16 protein-coding genes are annotated in these 20,243 nt (G+C 67.8%); 1 reads left to right on the forward strand and 15 read right to left on the reverse strand.

What is annotated here, in order from left to right:
- Window positions 1-41 precede the first annotated feature (41 nt).
- The 14 genes from C1924_RS11770 to C1924_RS11835 all read right to left on the reverse strand — a co-directional run bounded on the left by C1924_RS11770 (window position 42) and on the right by C1924_RS11835 (window position 18,660).
- Window positions 42-1,436 carry an efflux transporter outer membrane subunit gene (locus C1924_RS11770; RefSeq protein ID WP_108765464.1) on the reverse strand — a complete coding sequence of 465 codons (1,395 nt, stop codon included), beginning with the start codon at window positions 1,434-1,436 and terminating at the stop codon, window positions 42-44.
- Window positions 1,423-2,586: an efflux RND transporter periplasmic adaptor subunit gene (locus C1924_RS11775; protein WP_108765465.1), complete on the reverse strand. Its 1,164-nt coding sequence runs from the start codon at window positions 2,584-2,586 to the stop codon at window positions 1,423-1,425. Before C1924_RS11775 ends, C1924_RS11770 begins: the two co-directional genes overlap by 14 nt.
- On the reverse strand, window positions 2,579-5,797 hold the full coding sequence (locus C1924_RS11780) for an efflux RND transporter permease subunit (RefSeq protein ID WP_108765466.1): 3,219 nt from the start codon (window positions 5,795-5,797) through the stop codon (window positions 2,579-2,581). The genes C1924_RS11775 and C1924_RS11780 overlap by 8 nt, the downstream gene beginning before the upstream one ends.
- Before the next feature lie 830 nt (window positions 5,798-6,627).
- Window positions 6,628-8,007, reverse strand: coding sequence for an ATP-binding protein (locus tag C1924_RS11785; protein ID WP_108765467.1), 1,380 nt, complete (start codon window positions 8,005-8,007; stop codon window positions 6,628-6,630).
- Window positions 7,985-8,668, reverse strand: coding sequence for a response regulator transcription factor (locus C1924_RS11790; RefSeq protein ID WP_108767047.1), 684 nt, complete (start codon window positions 8,666-8,668; stop codon window positions 7,985-7,987). Before C1924_RS11790 ends, C1924_RS11785 begins: the two co-directional genes overlap by 23 nt.
- A 96-nt stretch (window positions 8,669-8,764) precedes the next feature.
- The gene (locus tag C1924_RS11795; protein WP_108765468.1) at window positions 8,765-10,948 is read right to left on the reverse strand and encodes a PAS domain S-box protein; all 2,184 of its coding nucleotides are present in this window, start codon (window positions 10,946-10,948) and stop codon (window positions 8,765-8,767) included.
- A gap of 206 nt (window positions 10,949-11,154) precedes the next feature.
- Window positions 11,155-13,548: a Tex family protein gene (locus C1924_RS11800; RefSeq protein ID WP_108765469.1), complete on the reverse strand. Its 2,394-nt coding sequence runs from the start codon at window positions 13,546-13,548 to the stop codon at window positions 11,155-11,157.
- Window positions 13,549-13,735: 187 nt separating this feature from the next.
- Window positions 13,736-13,951 carry a hypothetical protein gene (locus tag C1924_RS11805; RefSeq protein ID WP_005417149.1) on the reverse strand — a complete coding sequence of 72 codons (216 nt, stop codon included), beginning with the start codon at window positions 13,949-13,951 and terminating at the stop codon, window positions 13,736-13,738.
- 795 nt (window positions 13,952-14,746) lie between these two features.
- Window positions 14,747-15,199 carry a hypothetical protein gene (locus C1924_RS11810; RefSeq protein ID WP_108765470.1) on the reverse strand — a complete coding sequence of 151 codons (453 nt, stop codon included), beginning with the start codon at window positions 15,197-15,199 and terminating at the stop codon, window positions 14,747-14,749.
- The gene (locus tag C1924_RS11815) at window positions 15,196-15,399 is read right to left on the reverse strand and encodes a PspC domain-containing protein (RefSeq protein WP_108765471.1); all 204 of its coding nucleotides are present in this window, start codon (window positions 15,397-15,399) and stop codon (window positions 15,196-15,198) included. The genes C1924_RS11810 and C1924_RS11815 overlap by 4 nt, the downstream gene beginning before the upstream one ends.
- Window positions 15,400-15,465: 66 nt before the next feature.
- Entirely contained in the window at window positions 15,466-15,834 is a 369-nt protein-coding gene (locus C1924_RS11820; RefSeq protein WP_108765472.1) for a YfeK family protein, read from the reverse strand.
- Between the two features lie 44 nt (window positions 15,835-15,878).
- The gene (phaC, locus tag C1924_RS11825; RefSeq protein ID WP_108765473.1) at window positions 15,879-16,946 is read right to left on the reverse strand and encodes a class III poly(R)-hydroxyalkanoic acid synthase subunit PhaC; all 1,068 of its coding nucleotides are present in this window, start codon (window positions 16,944-16,946) and stop codon (window positions 15,879-15,881) included.
- 3 nt (window positions 16,947-16,949) lie between these two features.
- Window positions 16,950-18,023 carry a class III poly(R)-hydroxyalkanoic acid synthase subunit PhaE gene (phaE, locus tag C1924_RS11830; protein ID WP_108765474.1) on the reverse strand — a complete coding sequence of 358 codons (1,074 nt, stop codon included), beginning with the start codon at window positions 18,021-18,023 and terminating at the stop codon, window positions 16,950-16,952.
- A gap of 22 nt (window positions 18,024-18,045) precedes the next feature.
- Window positions 18,046-18,660: a CDP-alcohol phosphatidyltransferase family protein gene (locus C1924_RS11835; RefSeq protein WP_108765475.1), complete on the reverse strand. Its 615-nt coding sequence runs from the start codon at window positions 18,658-18,660 to the stop codon at window positions 18,046-18,048.
- A gap of 345 nt (window positions 18,661-19,005) precedes the next feature.
- On the opposite strand from C1924_RS11835, the gene C1924_RS11840 reads away from it, so the two are divergent.
- Window positions 19,006-19,656: a class I SAM-dependent methyltransferase gene (locus C1924_RS11840; RefSeq protein ID WP_108765476.1), complete on the forward strand. Its 651-nt coding sequence runs from the start codon at window positions 19,006-19,008 to the stop codon at window positions 19,654-19,656.
- A gap of 98 nt (window positions 19,657-19,754) precedes the next feature.
- Here the strand turns inward: C1924_RS11840 and C1924_RS11845 are convergent, their stop codons facing one another.
- A complete protein-coding gene (locus C1924_RS11845) occupies window positions 19,755-20,243 on the reverse strand; it encodes an 8-oxo-dGTP diphosphatase (RefSeq protein ID WP_108765477.1) in 489 nt (162 codons plus the stop codon).

Raw genomic sequence — 20,243 nt, forward strand, 5'->3', positions numbered from 1 at the left:
GTTCCGCCCCGCCCTCTCACGGATTGAGACCGTATCCGGCGTCAGTGCACCCAACCGCCGCCCAAGGCAGCCATCAGCGCCGCGCTGGCCTGCAGCTGGCGGCTCTGGATGTCCTGCAGGCCCAGCTGCGCCTGGCGTGCATCGGTCTGCGCGCTCACCACGTCCAGGTAACTCACCGCACCGCCCGCATAGCGGTCGCGCGCGATCTGCTCGGCACGACGCGCGGCCTGCACCGCATCGTCTTCGTGGCCACGCTGGGCGTCCAGCTGGCGCAGCAGCGTCAGCTGGTCCTCCACCTGGCGGATGGCCGCCAGCACAGTGGCGCGGTACTGCGCGGAGGCGGCGTCGAACTCGGCATACGCCTGGGCTTTGGCGGCCTTGCGGCGGCCACCATCGAACACGGGCAATGCTGCCAGCGGGCCAAGCGCCCAGTAACGGTTGCCCGCGTCGAGCACGGCGGCACTGCCGGAGGTCTGCCCGCCCAGCAGGCCGATCAGGCTCAGCTGCGGGAACCAGGCGGCGCGGGCCACACCGATGCCGGCATTGGCGGCAAAGACCCGTCGCTCGGCCGCCGCGATGTCCGGCCGCTGCCGCAGCAGGTTGCTGGGCAGATCCGCAGGGACCTGCGGCAAGGCCGGGAGGCCGCCCTCGGCCAGCACGAAGCCACTGGCCGGTGCGCCCACCAGTTCGGCGATGGCATGGCGCAGCAGCGCATGGCGTGCATCCAGCGCATCCAGATCGGCCTGTGCGCTGGCCAGCTGATGGCGGGCGCGGGCCACGTCCAGTTCCGACGCGATCTCGCCACGGAAGCGATCCTCGGTCAGGGCCAGCGCCTGCCGGTAGTCGTCGATGCTGTCGCGCAGGATGTGCTGCTGGGCTTCGGCACCCCGCAGCTGCAGGTAGAGCCCGGCCAACTGCTGCGACAGGCTCAGCCGCGCCGCCGCAAGATCATCGCCACTGGCGTCGGCACGCGCGCCCGCCGCAGCAGCGGCATTGCGCAAACGTCCCCACAGGTCCAGATCGAAAGACAGCGAAAAGGTGGCGCTGTTGCTGTCGTACAGCGCAGGCTGGGTGGCGCTGCGCAGTGGCTTGTCGTCGGACTGGCGCTGGCGCATCGGCCCGGCGCTGAAGCCTACCTGTGGCGCACGCGCCGACGCCACTTCGCCGGCCGCCGCACGCGCGGCATCGTAATGGGCCACAGCCAGCGCCAAGGTGGGGCTGGCCGCTGCCAACTGCTGCTGCAGTCGGTCCAGCTGTGGGTCCTGGAACACCTGCCACCAGTCCGTCGGCATCGGTGCGGCCACAGCAGGTGCGGTGCTGCCTTCGTAGCCGGCCGGCAGTGCCACGGCGGGCACCTGGTAGGTCGGCGCCAATGAGCAGCCGCCCAGCAACAGGGTGCCCAGCACCACCGCCAGCCGATGATCAGCCGCGCGCATGGGCAGGTTCCTGCTCACCGGCAACCACGCGCACCTGGTCGCCTTCGCGCAGTGCATCGGGCGGGTTGGGAATGACCCGGTCGCCTGCCTTCAGCCCGCGGTCCACGCGCAGCGTACTGCCGAGGTCACTGGCAATGTGGATGTCGCGCAGGTGCACGATGCCCTTCTCATCGACCACCGCCACCTGGGTGCCCTTGGCACGGAAGATCAGTACGTCGGCCGGTACGCTCACGCCGTCGCCGCTGCCCTTCTGCGGCAGGGTCACTTCGGCATAGCTGCCCGGCAGCAGCGCGCCATCGGCATTGTCGACCACGAACTGTGCCAGCAGCGTGCCCGAACTGCGGTCGATCGCACTGGAATCGCCCTGCAGCGTGGCGGTGAAGTGGCGGCCGGCCTGGCCGGGGACCTGCAGGCTGGCCTGCAACCCTGGCTGGATGCTGCCCGCGCTGCCCTGCGGCACCGGCACCATCAGGCGCAGGCGGCGGGTATCGGCGATGTTGAACAGTTCGCGACCACTGTCGTCGGCGCGGATCAGCTGGCCCACATCGGTCTGCCGCGACGTCACGGTGCCCGCAAAGGGGGCACGCAGGGTGCGATAGCGGCCAAGCTCCTGCAGGCGCGCATAGTCGGCCTGCGCGGCCTCCACGCTGGCCTGCGCGGCCACCGCATTGGCCTGCTTCTCGTCCGCTTCCTGGCGTGACACCGAATGGCTGCCGAGCATGCCCTGCCAGCGTTCGGCGCTGACCTTGGCCAGCGCGGCATCGGCCTGCACCTGCAGCAGGTGTGCGTGGGCCTGGGCGATCTGCTGGTCCAGTTCCGGGCTGTCGATCACCGCCAGCACCTCACCGGCCTTCACCGTCTGGCCGATATCGGCACTCCACGACTTCAGGTAGCCGCCCACGCGCGCATGGATGGGGGCTTCGGTCCATGCGGTGAGATGGCCTGGCAGGGTCATCGAACCCGCATCGCCGTGTGCACCGGCGGTTACCACCTGCACCGCCGGCACGGCCTGGCGTTCGGTCCATTCGACTACCGCGTGTGCCTGCTGGGCGCGCAGGGCCAGACCGGCGGCCACCACGGCCACCGCGATGGCGGCACCCAGGATGAGGGGGCGGCGCAGCGAACGCTGCGGCAGCAAAGCATCAGACATGCAGGGGCTCTCCGGCGGGGGCGGTGCGGGGCTTACGCGAGTGGGCCAGGGCGAACACCACCGGCACGAACAACAGGGTGGCGCAGGTGGCCAGCAGGAGGCCGCCGATGACCGCGCGCCCCAGCGGGGCGTTCTGTTCGGTGGACAGTGCGGTGGGCAGCATGCCCAGGATCATCGCCAGCGCGGTCATGCAGACCGGGCGGAAGCGGGTGAAGCCGGCTTCCAGTGCAGCTTTGGCGGCATCGCCATGCTCGGCCAGGCGCTCGCGGCAGAAGCTGACCACCAGGATGGAATTGGCCGTGGCCACGCCCATGCACAGAATCGCGCCGGTCAACGCGGGCACCGACAACGAGGTATGGGTGAGGAACAGCATCCAGACCACGCCCGCCAGGCCCGCCGGCAGCGCGGTGATGATGACGAAGGGATCGGTCCAGGACTGGAAGTTGATGACGATGAGCAGGTAGATCAGCACGATCGCCGCCAGCAGGCCGTAACCGAGGCCGGTGAACGCCACATGCAGTGCGTCGATCTGGCCGTGCAGGCCGACCTCGGCGCCGCGCGGACGCTGGCTGGCCATGCCGTCGATGACCTTCTGCACATCGGCGGCCACCGCACCAAGATCGCGGCCCTGCACACCGGCGTACACGTCCAGCGTGGGTTGCACGTTGTAATGGGTCACCACCGCCGAACTGGCACCGCGCTGGATGTCGGCCAGGCCAGCCAGTACCTGCGGGACACCGCTGCTGCCGGTCACCGGCAGTGCGCCAAGCGCGGCCAGGCTGTCCATGCGGTACTGCGGGGTGGCCGCGACCACGCTGTAGGAGATGCCGTTCTTCGGGCTCAGCCAGAATGTCGGGGCAACCTGGCCGCTGCCGGCCAGCGACGCCACCATGCTGTTGGTGACATCGCGTTCGGTGATGCCCAGGCCGTTGGCGCGCAGGCGGTCGACGTCCACTTTCAGCGTCGGGTAGCCATCAGGCTGCTGCAGGCGCAGATCGACCAGGCCCGGTACGTGCCGCAGGTGGCGGATCAGTTCCTGCGCATAGGCGCGGTTGCCGGCGGCGTTGGGTCCGGCAATACGCACGTCCATCGGTGCGGGCGAACCGAAGTTGAGGATCTGGCTGCTGGTATCGGCGGGCAGGAAGGCGAAGCTGGTGCCCGGGAATGCCGCAGGCAGCACTTCGCGCAGGCGCCGCTCGTATCCGGCCGCGTCACCATGGCCGGGCTTCAGCGAGACCTGGATGTCGCCGTCCTGCGGACCGATGGTGCCGCTGGCGCTGTAGGCCATGTTGATGCCGGTCATCGGCAGGCCGAGGTTGTCCACGATGGCATCGATCTCGCTGGGCGGGACGACCTGTCGGATGCGTGCTTCGATGCGATCAAAGGCGGCGGCGGTTTCCTCGATGCGCGTGCCCAAGGGCAGGCGTACGTGCAGCGACAGCGCGCTGGCCTCGGTGGCCGGGAAGAAGTCCTGGCCCAGCGTCGGCAGCAGCGCAAAAGACACCAGCACACAGGCCATGAAGCCGATCAGGAAGCGCCTCCGGTTGGCCAGAGCAAGGCCGAGCAGCGCGTGGTAGCGGTCACGCACGGCCGAGAAACCCGCTTCAAAGCGCTGCTGCCAGCGCACCAGCGTGGCCGCCAGGCGCGCGCGCCGATGCTGCGGATGGTCACCCTCGTGGTGATTGAGGAACGCATCTTCCGGGTGGTGGCCGATGCCATGTTCAACCCGATGCGGGCGCAGCAGGTACAGCGCCATGGTCGGCACCAGGGTGCGCGACAGCACGAACGAGCTGCCCATGGCGAAGATCACCGCCAGCGCCATCGGCCGGAACAGATAGCCGGCGATGCCATCCAGCAGGAACATCGGCACGAACACGATGCAGATGCACAGCAGCGACACGAACGCCGGGCCGACGATCTGCGCAGCCCCATCAAGGATGGCCTCGCGCACGCCCTTGCCCTGCTCCAGGTGCCAGTTGACGTTCTCGATGGTCACCGTGGCATCGTCCACCAGGATGCCCACCGCCAGCGCCAGGCCACCAAGGGTCATGACATTGAGGGTCTGGCCCGCGGCCGACAGCAGTGCGATGGCCGACAGCACCGCCAGCGGAATCGACGCAGCAATGATCACCGTCGAGCGCCAGCTGCCCAGGAACACCAGGATCATCACACTGGTCAGCAATCCGGCAATGATGCCTTCGCGGGCGACGCTGCTGATGGATTCACGCACGAAGGTAGACGCATCGCCGAGCAGCGAGATCTTCAGCGAAGGCGGCAGGGTTTCACCGATCTGCGGCAGCATGGCGCGGATGCGGCTGACCAGGGTAAGCGTGGACGCATCGCCGTTCTTCAGCGCGGCCATCAGCACCGAATGGCGCCCGTTGACGCGCACGATGTTGGTCTGCGGCGGCGAACCGTCACGCACGTGGGCGACCTGGCCGATGGTGACCACCGCGCCATTGACGGTGCGGATCGGCAGCTCATTGAGCGCTTCGATCTCACTGGGGCTGTTGTTGAGCAGCACGGTGAATTCGTTGCTGCCCAGTTTGGCCGTGCCCACCGGAGTGATCTGGTTCTGCGCCGCCAGCGCGTTGCCCACGTCCTGCGCGGACAGCCCTTTGGCAGCCAACGCCTGCGGATCCAGGTCGAGGGTGATCTGCCGCTGCTTGCCGCCATAGGGCGCGGGAATGGCCAGGCCGGGGATCGACGTGAGCGGCGGGCGCACGGTGTTCTGCGCCAGGTCGCGGATCTGCGATTCGCCCAGGGTCGGGCTTGAGAAGGCCATCTGCAGCACCGGCACGGTGGAGGCGCTGTAGTTGAGGATCAGCGGCGGGGTCATGCCTGCCGGCATCTGCTTGACGATGGTCTGCGAGATGGCCGTGATCTGCGCATTGGCGGTGCGGATGTCCACGCCGGGCTGGAAGAACACCTTGACCACGCCCATGCCCGCCAGCGACTGCGACTCGATGTGTTCGATATCGTTGACGGTGGTGCTGAGGGCACGCTCGTAGGGCGAGATCACCCGGCCGGACATGGCATCGGGGGAGAGACCGGTGTACTGCCAGACCACGGCGATGACCGGGATGCCGATGTCGGGGAACACGTCGGTGGGCGTACGCAGGGCGCTGAGCGGGCCGACGATGCAGATGAAAATGGCCATCACCACGAAGGTGTAAGGCTTGTTGAGCGCGGTCCTGACCAAGCCGAGCATGCAGCTCTCCAGCAGTGCCACTGCCCACCGCGGGCAGCGCAGGCCGCCAAGTATCGGCGCTGGCGTTTAAAACAAAGCTGTGCCGCAGATGAAACATATTTCATGAAACGGGGGGGGGGCGGCAGGGCTGCGCCCTGCACCTGCTGCAATCAACATCAACGTCTACGTCAACGTCAAAGGCAACAGCGGGATATCCGTGGATTGGCGGGGCGGTGTCGGATTGCGGGGACGCCGCAAGTACGTCCGTGTAGGCTTGGCCGCGGCATCCATGCCGCGGACACCCCGCAATCCGACACCACCCCACCTTCGACAGGTTCACGCAGCTGTTGGTAGGTGTCGACCTTGGTCGACACATCTGTCAGGTATCGAATGAGTTCATCCACGCATGGCGTGGATCTACGACAGGCTTTTGGTAGGTGCCGACCGTTGGTCGGCACACCTGTCAGACATCGAATGAGTTCATCCACGCATGGCGCGGATCTACGACAGGCTTTTGGTAGGTGCCGACCGTTCGGCACACCTGTCAGACATCGAACGAAATCATCCACGCATGGCGTGGATCTACTGGGTCGACTGCAAAAAAGATGGGGTCAGAGCCCGTTGCGCAGCAACGGGATCCGACCCCGTACTCCGACAGATCTCGGCCAATTGTCGAAGGCGGGGTGAGTCCGGTTGAGGGGGCGTGAGCGCCATGAATGGCGCGACCGAGGCTACATGGACGTATTTACGCCGTCCCCCTCAACCGGACCCACCCCGCCTCCCTCAGGAAACCAGCTTCTGCTGTTGATTGAAGCAGGTGCAGGGCTGCGAGCCCTGCAAAAACCCACCCCCTACAGCACCTGCGGCCGGCACAGCAGACTGAAACCGGCGCCGCCCAGCCGCGACTCCCCCGCCGTCACACGGAACCCGTGAAGGCCTGCAATCGCGGCCACGATCGACAACCCCAGACCAAATCCCCCGCCCGCGCTGGCATCGGCACGATGGAAGCGCTGGAACACCAGGCTGCGCTCGGCCTCGGGAATGCCCGGCCCTGAATCCTCCACCACGATGCACGTCGCAGCGTCCTGCACCCGCGCCGCCAGCCGCACCCGCCCGCCTTCCGGGGCGAAGCGGATCGCGTTGTCCAGCAGATTGCCGATCGCCTCGAACAGCAGGCCGCGATCACCGATCACGCCGGGCAGGTCCGCTGCCAGTTCCAGCTCCAGCCACTGGCCCTTTTCCTCGGCCAACGGCGCATAGAACGCGTGGATCTCCTGCAGCAGCGCCTCCGGCGCCAAGGCCACGAAGCCCGAACGGCGCTGGTGGTCCTCCAGTTCGGAAATACGCAGCAGCGCGCGGAAACGCGCCATCAGGGTGTCGGTTTCATCCAGCACGTGCTCCAGCGCCAGCGCCTGCGGCTCGCCGTCACCCACCTGCTGGCGCATGCGGTACAGCTGCGCGCGCAGCCGGGTCAACGGCGTGCGCAGGTCATGGGCAATGTTGTCACACACCCCTTTGACCTCGGTCATCAGCTGCTCGATGCGATCAAGCATGGCGTTGACGATGGATGCCAGCATGTCCAGCTCGTCGCGGCGGTTGGACAGTGGCAGACGCTGGCCCAGATGGCCGGCGACGATCTGAGCGGTGGCCTGTTCAATGGCCTGGATGCGCCGCAGCGGCCGCCGCCGCAGCAGGTGCCAGCCCAGCAGGCCGGGTACCAGGGTCAGCGACACACCCCACAGCAGCGCATCGAGGATCAGGTGGTTCACTTCGTTCAAGGGCCCGCTGTAACGCACCAGCACCAGGATGCGGCCGTCGCGGGTAGGCATCGCCAGGCCGAAACCGCGCTTGCCCTTGGCATTCACATCGGTGATCGGCAGGCCCGAAACCGGGTGCGCACTGCCATCCAGCGGCAGCTGGCTGGGCAGGGTTTTCATGACCCCGGCCAGTGGCTGCCCCTGCGGCGTGAACAGGCCGTACGCATCAATGCCGTGCAGGTCGTAGCGGCGGTTTTCGCGCAGGGCTTCGGTCAGTGCATCCCCACTGAAGTGCTCGAACAGATGCGCGCGCTGCAGCACCGCTGACTGCGCCAGCTCATCCAGATACAGCGACACCCGCCAGTACAACACGCCCAGCAACACGCACGACCAGGCCACGAACAGCACGCTGTACAGGCCCAGCAGGCGGCTGCTGGACGACCGCCAGCCGTCAGACAGTTTCGCTGAGGACATAGCCACTGCCGCGCACGGTGCGGATGAGCGATGGCAGGTCGGCCTGGTCCAGTTTGCGCCGCAGGCGACCGATGTGGACGTCGATCAGGTTGGTGCCCGGATCGAAGTAATAGCCCCAGACTTCCTCGAACAGCATCATCCGGGTCAACACCTGCCCGGCGTTGCGCATCAGGTATTCCAGCAGTTTGAACTCGGTCGGCAGCAGGCTCAGGCTGCGCCCCCCGCGGTGGGCGGTGCGCGCCAGCAGGTCCAGCTGCAGGTCGCCGACGCGCAGCACGGTCTCGTGGCTGGCCGGCTGCTGGCGGCGGCGCAGCAGCACTTCCACCCGCGCGGCCATCTCGTCGGAGGCGAAGGGTTTGGTGAGGTAGTCATCGCCCCCCGCACGCAGGCCGCGCACGCGCTCGTCCACGTCCGACAGCGCGCTGAGCATCAGCACGGGGGTCTGCACGCCGATCCGGCGCAGGGTGGTGACGATGGCCAGGCCATCCAGCCCGGGCAGCATGCGGTCCAGCGTGATGGCGTCGTAGTCGCCACTGGCGGCGCGGACCAGGCCTTCGCGGCCGTCAGCCACCCAGTCCACCTGCAGGCCATGGTTGCCCAGCTCCGCCACGATTTCCTGGGCAGTGATGGCGTCGTCCTCGATGGTCAGTACGCGCGACATGGGCAGCGGTGAAGTCCAGACTTCGCCCATGCTCCCCAAAACCGGCGGTGCGGGCAAATGAAACATGCTTCATGCGCGCACCCGGTACGCACCGGTTCAGCCCGGCTCGTTGTCCTCGCCAGGCAGTTCACCCAGCTCGCCCTGCACCTGCACGTTGTTGCGGCCCATGGCCTTGGCCCGGTAGCACTGGGCGTCGGCTGACGCCACTGCCTCGTCCACGGACATGCCTGCCTCCAGCGATGCGATGCCGATGCTGGCGCCAATGCGCAGCCGCGCCGTGTCCCAGGGAATCGACAGCGCCGACAGGGTCTGCAGCAGTTCGCGGCCGATGCGGGCAGCCCGGCGCGGTCCGCAGCCGGGCAGGATCACCGCGAACTCATCGCCGCCCAGCCGCGCCACGATGTCCGAATCGCGCACGCCATGGCGCAGCACGCTGGCCACGGCCCACAGCACGGCATCGCCGGCCAGGTGGCCCCAGGTGTCATTGACCGGCTTGAAACGGTCCAGGTCGATGAACATCAGCGAGGCGGCCTGGCCGGTGCGCTCGACGCGGGTGATCGCCTGCTGCAGGTGCGCCTCGAAGCCGCGGCGGTTGCCCAGTTCGGTCAACGGATCGATCTCGGCCAGTTGCCGTGCCTCGCGCTGGCGGGCGCGCTGCTGGGTATCGTCGCGCAGCACCCAGACCGCCCCGCGCACATGGCCCTCGTCGTCGCGCAGCCACGCGCGGGTCAGGTCCACCGGCACCGTGGCGGCGCCCATCCGCATCAGCAGATCGGCATGCAGGTCCACCGCGTTGCTGTCCGGATCCAGCAGCACGGCCACATCCAGCACCGAACCGGGGGCATACTCCGTGGTCAGCGACAGCACGTCCTGCACGTTGTGCCCGGCCAGGGTCAGCGCGCCGTCGCCGGCCAGCATGCGCACGGCGGCCGCATTGGCGTATTCGATACGCCCTGCCAGGGTCACGCTCAACACCAGGTCGGCCACCGCATCCAGCGTGATGCGACTGCGCTGTTCGCTCTCGTACAGCCGCTGCTCGCTGCTGCGCTGGGCGGTGATGTCCTGGATCTGCGACACGAAATGCAGTGGCTCGCCGCGCTCGTTGCGCACCAACGACACCGACAGCCGCGCCCAGATGATGTTGCCATCGCGGTCCAGGTAGCGCTTTTCCAGATGGTAGTAATTGCGCCGGCCGGCCAGCAGATCCTGCACAAGCGCCAGGTCGGCCTGCAGATCGGCCGGATGGGTCAGCCGCTGGAAATCGACCTGCAACAGCTCTTCGCGTGGATAGCCGAGGATGCGGCACAAGGCATCGTTGACGTCCAGCCAGCGCCCTTCCAGCGAAACCAGGGCCATGCCCAGTGCCGCCGAAGTGAAGGCGCCGGCGAACTTTTCCGCCGCCAGACGTGCATCCGCGCGCGCCTGCTGCATCTCGGTGATATCAATGGCCATGCCGACGTAGCCGATGCGCTGGCCATCGGCACCGTCCATGCGGCTGATCGACAGGCGTACCTGGCGGCGTTGTCCATCCTTGCGCAGGAAGGTCCACTGCCGCGAGAACGTGCGGCCCTGGGCCTGCGCGGTCATGGCCTGGAAGATCGTCGGCAGGCGGCCCTCGCCATCAACCAGCGGCGCCAGGAACACGGCAATCTCGTCAGGCTCATGGAAGATGCCCGGATCGACGCGGCCCACCACGTCGTCGGCCGAATAGCCCAACAGGCGTTCGGCGCCCGTGTTGAACAGGGTGATGGTGCCCTGCGGGTCGGTGGCAATCACCGCCACTTCGTCGGAGGCATCGACCAGGGCCTGCAGTCGCTGGCGCATCTCCGCCGCATCCTGCCGGGCCTGCTGCAGCTCGGTCACATCGTCGTGGGCGCCGGCCATCCACAGCGGGCGCCCCTGCCCGTCCCACTCGAACACACGGCCGCGATCATGGATCCAGATCCAGCGCCCGTCCTTGTGCCGCATGCGCAGCAGGCAGGCATAGTGATCGGTCTGCCCGCGGAAATGCGCCTCCAGCGCTGCGTCGGAACGGGCGAGGTCTTCGGGGTGGACCAGGGTGATGAAGGTCTGCTGGCACACCGGCTCCAGTTCGTCCTGGCGGTAGCCGACGATCTCCGCCCAGCGCGCGTTGATCCGCATCTGGCCGGTCTGCACGTTCCATTCCCAGGTCCCTGCGGCGGTGCCGTCGATGATCATCGCCAGGCGGCGACGGTCCTCGGCCAGCTCCAGCAGCCGCTGCTCGACGCGACTGGATTCAGTGTTGCCGGGGCCGCCCATCAGCCCTCCGCGCCGTCCGCGCACGTGCACGCCGGCCGCAGCACACGGCTGCAACCGACATGGAAGCTGGCGGGAACGATTGGCGCCACGGCCCTCCCCGGCGACGACAGGGCCGCCCGGTGGCGCCCCCTAGGGCGCAAGTGTGCGCACTGTGGGGGAACCTCGACAAGTCCCCCCACCCGGCTGGTGCCAGGGAGGGGGCGTGCTCAACTGCGCTTGGCGCGGGCGAAGGCCTCGGCCAGTGCGTTGTTGGCGGGCGGCGCCGACGCTGCCGGACGCCCCCCCTGCCCCTGCCCGCGGGCTTGACCCCGGCCCTGGCCGCCCGCGTCGCGGCGCGGCCCCGGTCCAGCGTTCGGGCCCCGCTCCTCGCGCGGTCCGGGCCGGCTGGTGGCCTGGCCGGGCGTGTCGTCCAGGCGCCGGGTCAGGGCAATGCGCTTGCGCGGCACGTCCACCTCCAGCACCTTCACTTTGACAATGTCGCCCGCCTTGACCACATCACGCGGGTCCTTGACGAAGGTATCGGACAGCGCCGAGATATGGATGAGCCCGTCCTGGTGCACGCCGATATCGACGAACGCACCGAACGCGGCCACGTTGCTGACCACGCCTTCCAGCACCATGCCTTCGCGCAGATCCTTGATGTCCTCCACGCCCTCGGCGAAACGGGCGGCCTTGAACTCCGGACGCGGATCGCGCCCCGGCTTTTCCAGTTCCTTGAGGATGTCGCGCACGGTCGGCACACCGAAGGTCTCATCGGTGAACTGCTCGGCCTTCAGGCCACGCAGGAAGGTGCCGTCGCCGATGAGCGCCTTGATCGGGCGCGCGGTGCTGGCCACGATGCGCTCCACCACCGGATAGGCTTCAGGGTGCACGGCGGAGGCATCCAGCGGCTGGTCGCCATCGGCGATGCGCAGGAAGCCGGCACACTGCTCGAAGGTCTTTTCGCCCAGGCGCGCAACTTTCAGCAGGTCCTTGCGGCGCTTGAACGGGCCGTTGTCATCGCGGTGGCGCACGATGTTCTCGGCCACCGTGGACGACAGGCCGGACACCCGCGACAGCAGCGCGGCCGAGGCGGTGTTGACGTACACGCCGACGGCGTTGACGCAGTCTTCCACGCGCGCATCCAGCGCGCGCGCCAGGCGGTACTGGTCAACGTCATGCTGGTACTGGCCGACGCCGATCGCCTTGGGTTCGATCTTCACCAGCTCGGCCAGCGGGTCCTGCAGGCGCCGCGCAATCGACACCGCACCACGCAGCGACACATCCAGGCCCGGGAACTCTTTGGCCGCGAACTCCGACGCCGAGTACACCGATGCACCGGCTTCACTGACCACCACCTTCTGCAGCTTCGGATTGCCCGTCGCCTTGATCGCCTCGCCGGCCAGCTTGTCGGTCTCGCGGCTGGCGGTACCGTTGCCGATCGCGATCAGTTCCACGTTGTGCTTGGCGCACAGCTGCCGGATCGTCTGCAGTGATTGATCCCACTGCCGGCGCGGTTCGTGCGGGTAGATGGTGTCGGTGGCTACCAGCTTGCCGGTGGCGTCGACCACCGCGATCTTGCAGCCGGTGCGGATGCCCGGGTCGAGGCCCAGAACGGTTTTCGGGCCGGCCGGCGCCGCCAGCAGCAGATCCTTGAGGTTGTCACCGAAAACAGCGATGGCATCCGCCTCGGCCTTTTCGCGGGCCTGGTTGAACAGGTCCAGCAGCAGGTGCGTGTGCAGCTTGGCCCGCCAGGTGAGCCGGCAGGCATCGAGCAGCCAACGATCAGCCGCTCGCCCCTGGTCGGCGATGCCGGCCTTGCGGGCCACACGCCCTTCGGCGTACTGGTGGCCGGCCTCGGCATCGGTGCCGGGATCCAGCTCCAGGAACAGGATTTCTTCGCGGCGCGCGCGGAACAGCGCCAACAGGCGGTGCGAGGGAATCTTCGCCAGCGACTCGGCGTGCTCGAAATAGTCGCGGTACTTGGCGCCGTCGTTTTCCTTGCCCTCAGCCACGCGGGCCCGGATCACCCCGGTCTCGCCCAGCCAGGTACGCAGTTCACCCACCAGCGCGGCATCTTCGCCCCAGCGCTCCATCAGGATCGCGCGCGCACCCTCCAGTGCCGCCTTGGGATCGGCCACGCCCTTGTCGGCGTCGACGAAGGTGGCGGCGAACACCTGCGGGTCCTGCGTGGGGTCAGCCAGCAGGCCATCGGCCAGCGGCTCCACGCCTGCCTCGCGGGCAATCTGCGCGCGGGTGCGGCGCTTGGGCTTGTACGGCAGGTACAGATCTTCCAGACGGCTCTTGGTGTCGGCGGCCAGGATGTCATTGCGCAGGGCATCGCTCAGCTTGCCCTGCTCGCCGATGCTGGCCAGCACGGCGGCGCGGCGGTCTTCCAGCTCGCGCAGGTAGGTCAGGCGGGTTTCCAGGTTGCGCAACTGGGTGTCGTCCAAGCCGCCGGTCACTTCCTTGCGGTAGCGGGCAATGAACGGAACGCTGGCCCCTTCATCGAGCAGGCCGACGGCGGCACGCACCTGGGCGGGCTGGGCACCGATCTCTTCGGCGATGGTCTGGGCGATCTGCTGGGCGAGCGCGCTCTGGGCGTTCTTGGCGTCGTGCATTGCTTCAGGTCTGGGCCGCATTACGGGAAGGCCCCATTCTGGCAACCCGCGGGCGAACCGGACAAGGCGTTGACACCGGGCGGGGTTCAGCATCTGCGGCCGGTCTGGACGCCGGCATCCTGGCGGGGGGGCTGGGATGCCGGCGCGGGCGCGCGATGGTGGGCGCGCCCTGCCGCGTGTTACGGGGTCAACGGTAGTGGCGGGCGGCGCGCTGCATGACGATGTCGTCACGCATGCCCTCAAGCGCCATCAACCGGACCTTGCCGACGCCCTGCAGTTCCATGAACCGCTCGGTGTAAAACTCCGGCCCCAGCGCGGTGTCGGCGCGCGATTTGCTGAAGCCGTAGGGCACCACGCCCTTCTCGCCATCCTTGCTACCACCGACATAAAGAACGATTGCCATGTGATGTCTTCCTCCAAATTGCTACTGCGTACTGCACACGATGAGCGGTACTTGCGAGCTCATCGGGATAGAGCTTACCGCGAACAAGCTGACTGGAACGTCACGAAGGCTAATGACGATCGGTTGCATGCAGATGACCGCCCGATCACGTCAGGATGCTTACGGATCTTTAACTTTCGGATAGTGAATGGGGGTTTCCAGCCAACGGCGCAGCCCCTCGTGGGTGGTGGGGTGGGTCGACTGGCAGTCGACTGGCATTGCGAGCTGGGCCGGGCGGGGTGGATTCGCGGGACACGCCGTAAACCCATCCATGGGGGCTCGATGGCGCCATCCATGGCGCCAACGGTCCCGCGAACCCACCCCGCCCGTCCCCTGACGGTTCCCGGGTGCCTCCACCCACGGAAAAGAAAAAAGAAGATCAAAAGCAGAGCAGCCTCCCCGGCCGCTTGATTGCTTCCTGTAGAGCCGAAGGCAGCGGCAGGAGCCGCTGCCAACGTCGCGCGTGGCGACGGCCCGAAGGGTGCCGGTCAGGACGACCGGCATAGCCATGCTCGGCTGCGAGCAAGCGCAGCGCGCGACCCGCTTCTCCTCTTCTTTTTCTTTTCCGTGGCTGGACGCCGCAGGAACGTGTCCGAGGCCGGGTAGGTGGGTTGCGCAGGGGCGTGAGCCGCATGGATGCGGCGACCGAGCTTACAGGGACGTACTTGCAGCGTCCCCTGCGCAATCCACCTGCCCGGCCAGCCCCCCATGAATCACCGCGCCCCAGCCACGAGGGGCTGCGCCGTTGGCTGGAAACTACGGCCACCAGCCGTGCCCGAAGCGGGCGTAATGATCCGCGGCCCGCTCGAACGGATTGCGCGCACTGACGCCCCCGCACAGCAGATACACCGGCAGGTACAACGGACCCAGCACCAGATACTGGTAGACGTGCGCACGCTCATGGTCATCAAGCCGGATCAGCGGCTCCACGCCCCACCCCGCCTGGTGTGCATAGGTCCGGCAGGACATGCCCAGGTCGTGCCCGGTATGCAGGATCACGTTGCCCAGGGTGATCGCCCCTCCCGGCCCCCAGGGCCAGTGGTCGAAGATGAGCGCGTAGTCGCGCCCGCTCCAGCGCAGCTTCGCCCCGCCTGCCAGGCCCGCCAGGCCGCCGATCAGGCCGAGCAATGTATTGGGCAGCGTCCAGGCGGCGCCCAGCACCTGCAGTGCGCGCAACCAGAGGGGCCAGGGCCGGTCGGCGGTGTTCAATCGGCCTCGTTGGGGATCAGCAGCCAGAGGATCAGGTACACCAGGATGCCGGGGAAGGCGGCCGAGCCGATCGACACCAGTACGAACACGATCCGCACCAGCGTGGGATTCCAGCCGAAGCGGTGGGCGATGCCGCCCATCACGCCGGCGATCATGCGGTCGTTCAACGAACGCGACAGCGTGCGTGGCGCGGTGTTCATGGTGGCACCTCCTGGGTTGGGGGCAAGACGAAGTCGAGCGAGCTCGACTCTACACCGGGGCTGTGTCTACGGCGTGCGTTGGCGCAGGGCCTGCAGGCGGGCGCCGAACCAGGCGGCCGAGGACTGCTCTGCCTGCCCGGGGCACTGGATGCGGTAGGGCTTGCCGCTCATGCTGCTCTGGCTGGCCGCACGCTCGATGAACTGCTCGGCACTGTCCACCTTGTTCTTCCGCAGCAGGTAGTCGTACTTGCGCTGCAGGTGCGCACGCGCCTCGGCCGCGTCATGCCAGCTGCCATTACGCTGGAACCGGCACTGTGAGCCGTCGAGACTGCCGATCAGCTGGGCGATCTCGCGCTGGGCCTGGGCGCCCGGGGCGGCCTCGGCCAGCGGCGCGGCCAGCAGGGTGGCAAGGATCAGGAGATGTCGTGAAGTCATCAGAGTCTCCAGTGAGTCGACGTGGCGGTCGAGCAAGCTCGACTCTACGCCTTGCGGGCGTGCAGCCAGTCGTTGATCGTCGCGGGCACTTCGCGCTGCGCGCGCCCGGAAACGTAGATGCCGATATGCCCGCCGCGGAAGCTGGACTCGGTGTAGTCGTCGGTGCCCAATCGGCCGCGCATCGCACGCGAGGCGTCCGGGGGTACCAGATGGTCCTGCTCGGCATAGATGTTCAACACCGGCAGGGTCACCCTGGACAGGTCCACGGCTTCCTCGCCGATGCGCACCGTGCCCTTCACCAGGCCGTTGCCCTGGTAGAACTGCTTGATGAAGTCACGGAAGGCCTCGCCCGCCAGGTCCGGCGAATCGAAGATCCACTTCTCCATGCGCAGGAAATCCTCAAGCGCAGCCTTGTCGTCGAGGATGTCCAGCAGGCCCACGTACTTCTGCACGTTCAGGCGGAACGGCTTGAGCATCAGGTAACTGGCGTTCATCAGGTCAGCCGGAATGTTGCCCAGCGTGTCCACCAGCAGATCCACGTCCACCTGCCGTGCCCAGTGCGAGAGCATGTTGTCGGCAGTGTGGAAATCGACCGGGGTGACCATGGTGATCAGGTTGTCCAGCTTGTTCCGGCGCAGCGCCGCATAGCACAGGGCGAACACTCCGCCCTGGCAGATGCCCAGCATGTTCACCGGCCCACCGCTGCGCACGCGCAGCGCGTCCACCGCACCGTCGATGTAGCGCAGCAGGTAGTCCTCCAGGGTCTGGAAACGCTCGGAGCGGTCCGGGTAGCCCCAGTCCAGCACGTACACATCCTGGCCCAGCGCGAGCAGCTTCTGCACCAGCGAACGGTCAGCCTGCAGGTCGACCATGTAGGGCCGGTTCACCAGCGCGTAGACGATCAGCAGCGGCGGCTTCCGGGTCGGGGCCTGTTCGCCCACGAAGCGGTACAGCACCACCTTGCCGTCGCGCCAGATTTCCTCGCGGGCAGTGGCGCCATAGTCCACGTCCTCCACCTGCGGCAGCAGCTTCAACCCTTCCATCAGCTTGCGCTGCATGGCCAGGGTTTCCTGCATCAGGTCATCGGCGTTGAAGCCCAGCGGTCCTTTCATCGGTCACGGTTTCCGCGTGGTGGTGCGGCGCGCGGCGGGCTTCGCCGGCGCCTTCCTGCTGGTGGTGGCTTTCTTTGCTGCGGGTGGGGCAGCCGCGGATTTCTTCGGCGCCCTGCGTGCGGCAGGCTTCACCTTGGCCGGCGCCGGCTGTGCCACCGGGTCGACCTCGGCGGTGCCGGCCAGTACGGCCACCTGCGCCTGCAGGCGGCGCAGGCTGCGCTCCAGCTCGGCGATGCGGCGGTGCGCGGCGTCCATCTCGCTGCGGGTGGGCAGGCCGATCCGCTCGCTCACCTGTTCGACCTCGCGCTGCAGGCCGGCACGCAGGCGCATCTGTGCGTTGCCCAGCGAGGCATAGACCTGCTGGAACGCCTCCGACAGCGCCACCTTGGCGTAGGCCTCCTCGGCCACCTCGATCCACAGATCGAACATCGCCCGCGCGCTGGTCAGCTGGCTGCCCGGCTGCTCATGCTCGGCCAGGCGCTTTTCGAACAGATTGAAGGCCTCTTCCAGCGCCTGCTTGATCTGGTCCACGTAGGCGCGGGAATGCTGCTGGTATTCCTCCTGCGCGCGCAGCAGGGTCTGCCAGCGCGCCTGGTGCTCGCGGCCGGGGCCGAAGGCCGGGCTCTGCAGCCACGGGCCGGCCTGCACCTGCCACTGCTGCAGCCAGGCCGCGAATTCCGGCAGCGAGGCGCCGGCCTGGGTGCTGCCACGCGCGCCCTGCAGCATCCACTGCAGCATGCCATCGCCCTGCCCCTGCACGGCTTCACGCCAGGCCTGGGCAACGTCGGCGCTGCTGGCGTCGCGGCCGGCGAAACGCGCGGCCACTTCCTGCATCGTGCCGTACCAGCTTCCCGCCTGTTCGCGGAAGCGGCGCAGGGCATCTTCCGGAGCGCCCTGCCCCTGTTCCGGCAGCAGCTGCCCCCACCAGTCGAACAGGCGCTGCCAGCTGCCCGGATCGTCCCCGGCCACGGCGCCCGGCGTCGCCGCATGGCGCAGGGCATCGCCCCAGGCGCCGAAGTACTGGCGGGACAGGTTCTCGAAATCGCTGCTGCCGGCGTCATGGGCCGAGCTGGTCATCGCGGGCCTCCGCTGGGCTGGGTCATGGCTTGGGAATGTGCAGGGTCTTGCTGATCATCAGCGACCCGGACAGGGCGAACAGCAGCACCATCGGGTGCAGCTGCCACGGGCCGAGCTGCCACTGCCCGAACCACAGGTTGTGGCCGATGGCATCGGTGCCCGCCGCGACGGCCAGCACGATCACCAACGCCAGGCTGGTGGGGATGGGCGTACCCTCGAAGTACTTCACCTTGCCCTCTTCACCGGCCAGCGCCTCGGCGGTGACGTTGTAGCGGGCCAGGCGGCTGACGCCGCAGCAGACGAAGTAGCTCAGCACCAGCCAGTCCCAGCCGCCCTGCATGCCGCAGGCGTAGGCCAGCGCCGCCGGGGCCACGCCGAAGGAGATCACATCGGACAGCGAATCAAGCTCGCGGCCGAGGGTGGAACTGGATTTGCGCCAGCGCGCGATGCGGCCGTCCAGCGCATCGAAGATGAACGCCAGCGGGATCAGCGCCATGCCGAACATCAGGTAGCCGCGCGCGCCGTCCTGCAGGAAGCGCATGGCGGCGAACACGGCCCCGGTGCCGCAGAAGGCGTTGGCCAAGGTGAACCAGTCCGCCAGTTGGAACTCACGCAGCATCGAGAAATGACGTTTCATGGGGTCTCACGGAGGATCAAGGCAGACAGGGTACCGCGAGCGCCACTGCTGGCGACAGCATGGGCCGAGGCCGGTCTTCACCCATCCGTCACCCCTCATCACCTGCGGTGAATTTTTCGCCACCCATCTTGACAGCCTAGGGGGGTGGCGCCTGTCGCGGCTTATCCACAAAGTTGCCCACGCGTAATCCACACCCCCTGTGGACAACCTGGTCTCATGGACTGCGACGCTGGCCATTTGCTGATCACGACGAAGCGGGGTTTTCCTACTTCCCAAGTGCCGGGCCCGGCGTTATGGTCACCGGCGGACCCGCCGACGCCACGTCCGATTTCTTCTTCATGGACGTTGTCGATGCTGGATGCACGCACCCTGGCCGCGCAGTTGCGGCACCCCCACGGCGACGCCGCGCTGGCCGTGGGCGAATCGATGAACCGCAGCAACCGCGAGCTCAATGGCGCCGCCATCGGCCTGCTGGCGGTCGCGCCGGGCGAACGGGTGCTGGAGATCGGTCCTGGCAACGCCGCCTTCGCGCCACAACTGCTGCGGGCCACGGGCAGCCACTACCTGGGCATTGAACTGTCGACGGCGATGGTCGACGCCGGCAACCGGCATCTGGCCGATGCCGGCCTGGGCGACCGCGCTGCGGTCCAGCACGGGGATGTGCATGCCCTGCCGGTGGCCGACAGCTCGGTGGACGCCGCGCTGGCGGTCAACACGCTGTACTTCTGGCCGAATCTGGCCCGCGTGCTGGACGAACTGGCGCGGGTGCTGCGCCGTGGCGGCCGGCTGTGCCTGGCCTTCGGTGATGCCGGTTTCATGCGTAGCCTGCCGTTTGCCGCTGATTTCCACCTGCATGAGCTTGACGCCGTGGAACTGGCGTTGCGGGTGTCCGGCTTCAACGTTTCGGCGTGGCGCAGCCACCGGGAAACCGCTGCCGGCAATGACGGGCAGACGCGCGACAAGCATTTCCACCTGCTGCTGGCGCACCGGTGCTGATTCCCCTGCGCACCGGCAGCAATCGGTAGTGCCGGCCGCTGGCCGGCAACCTCACCATGCCTGGCAGCCGGCCAGCGGCCGGCTCTACCCGCATCGTTTCAGAGCCGGCTGAACGACCAGCTCTGCATGCGTCCGTCCTTGTACGGCATCACTCCGTGGAAGGGGCGCGGGTCGGCGTCGAACACCAGCGGCAGGAAGTTGCGGTCGCCTTCCCACATCGGCAGCGTGTCCAGCTTGTCTACGTCCACCCACTCCAGGGTGCCCTCGTGGTTACCGCCATGCGGGCTGCCTGCAAAGCTGTCGATGACGAACACGAAGCCGAACCAGTCCTCGCCATGCTTGCCGAAACCCGGCCAGCTGATGGTGCCGCGCAGGCGCATGGCGGTGCAGTCGATGCCGGCTTCCTCGGCGATCTCGCGGCGCATGCCCGCCGCCACGTCCTCGGTGGGCTCAACCTTGCCACCCAGGCCGTTGTACTTGCCCAGATGATGGTCGCCGGGGCGGGTATTGCGGTGGATCATCAGCACCTGGCGGCGATCGGGCGAGAGCACATAGCCCAGGGTGGCGACGATCGGGGTGTACGGCAT

Origin of the sequence: Stenotrophomonas sp. ESTM1D_MKCIP4_1 (assembly GCF_003086895.1) — a bacterium.
Taxonomy (GTDB): Bacteria; Pseudomonadota; Gammaproteobacteria; order Xanthomonadales; family Xanthomonadaceae; genus Stenotrophomonas.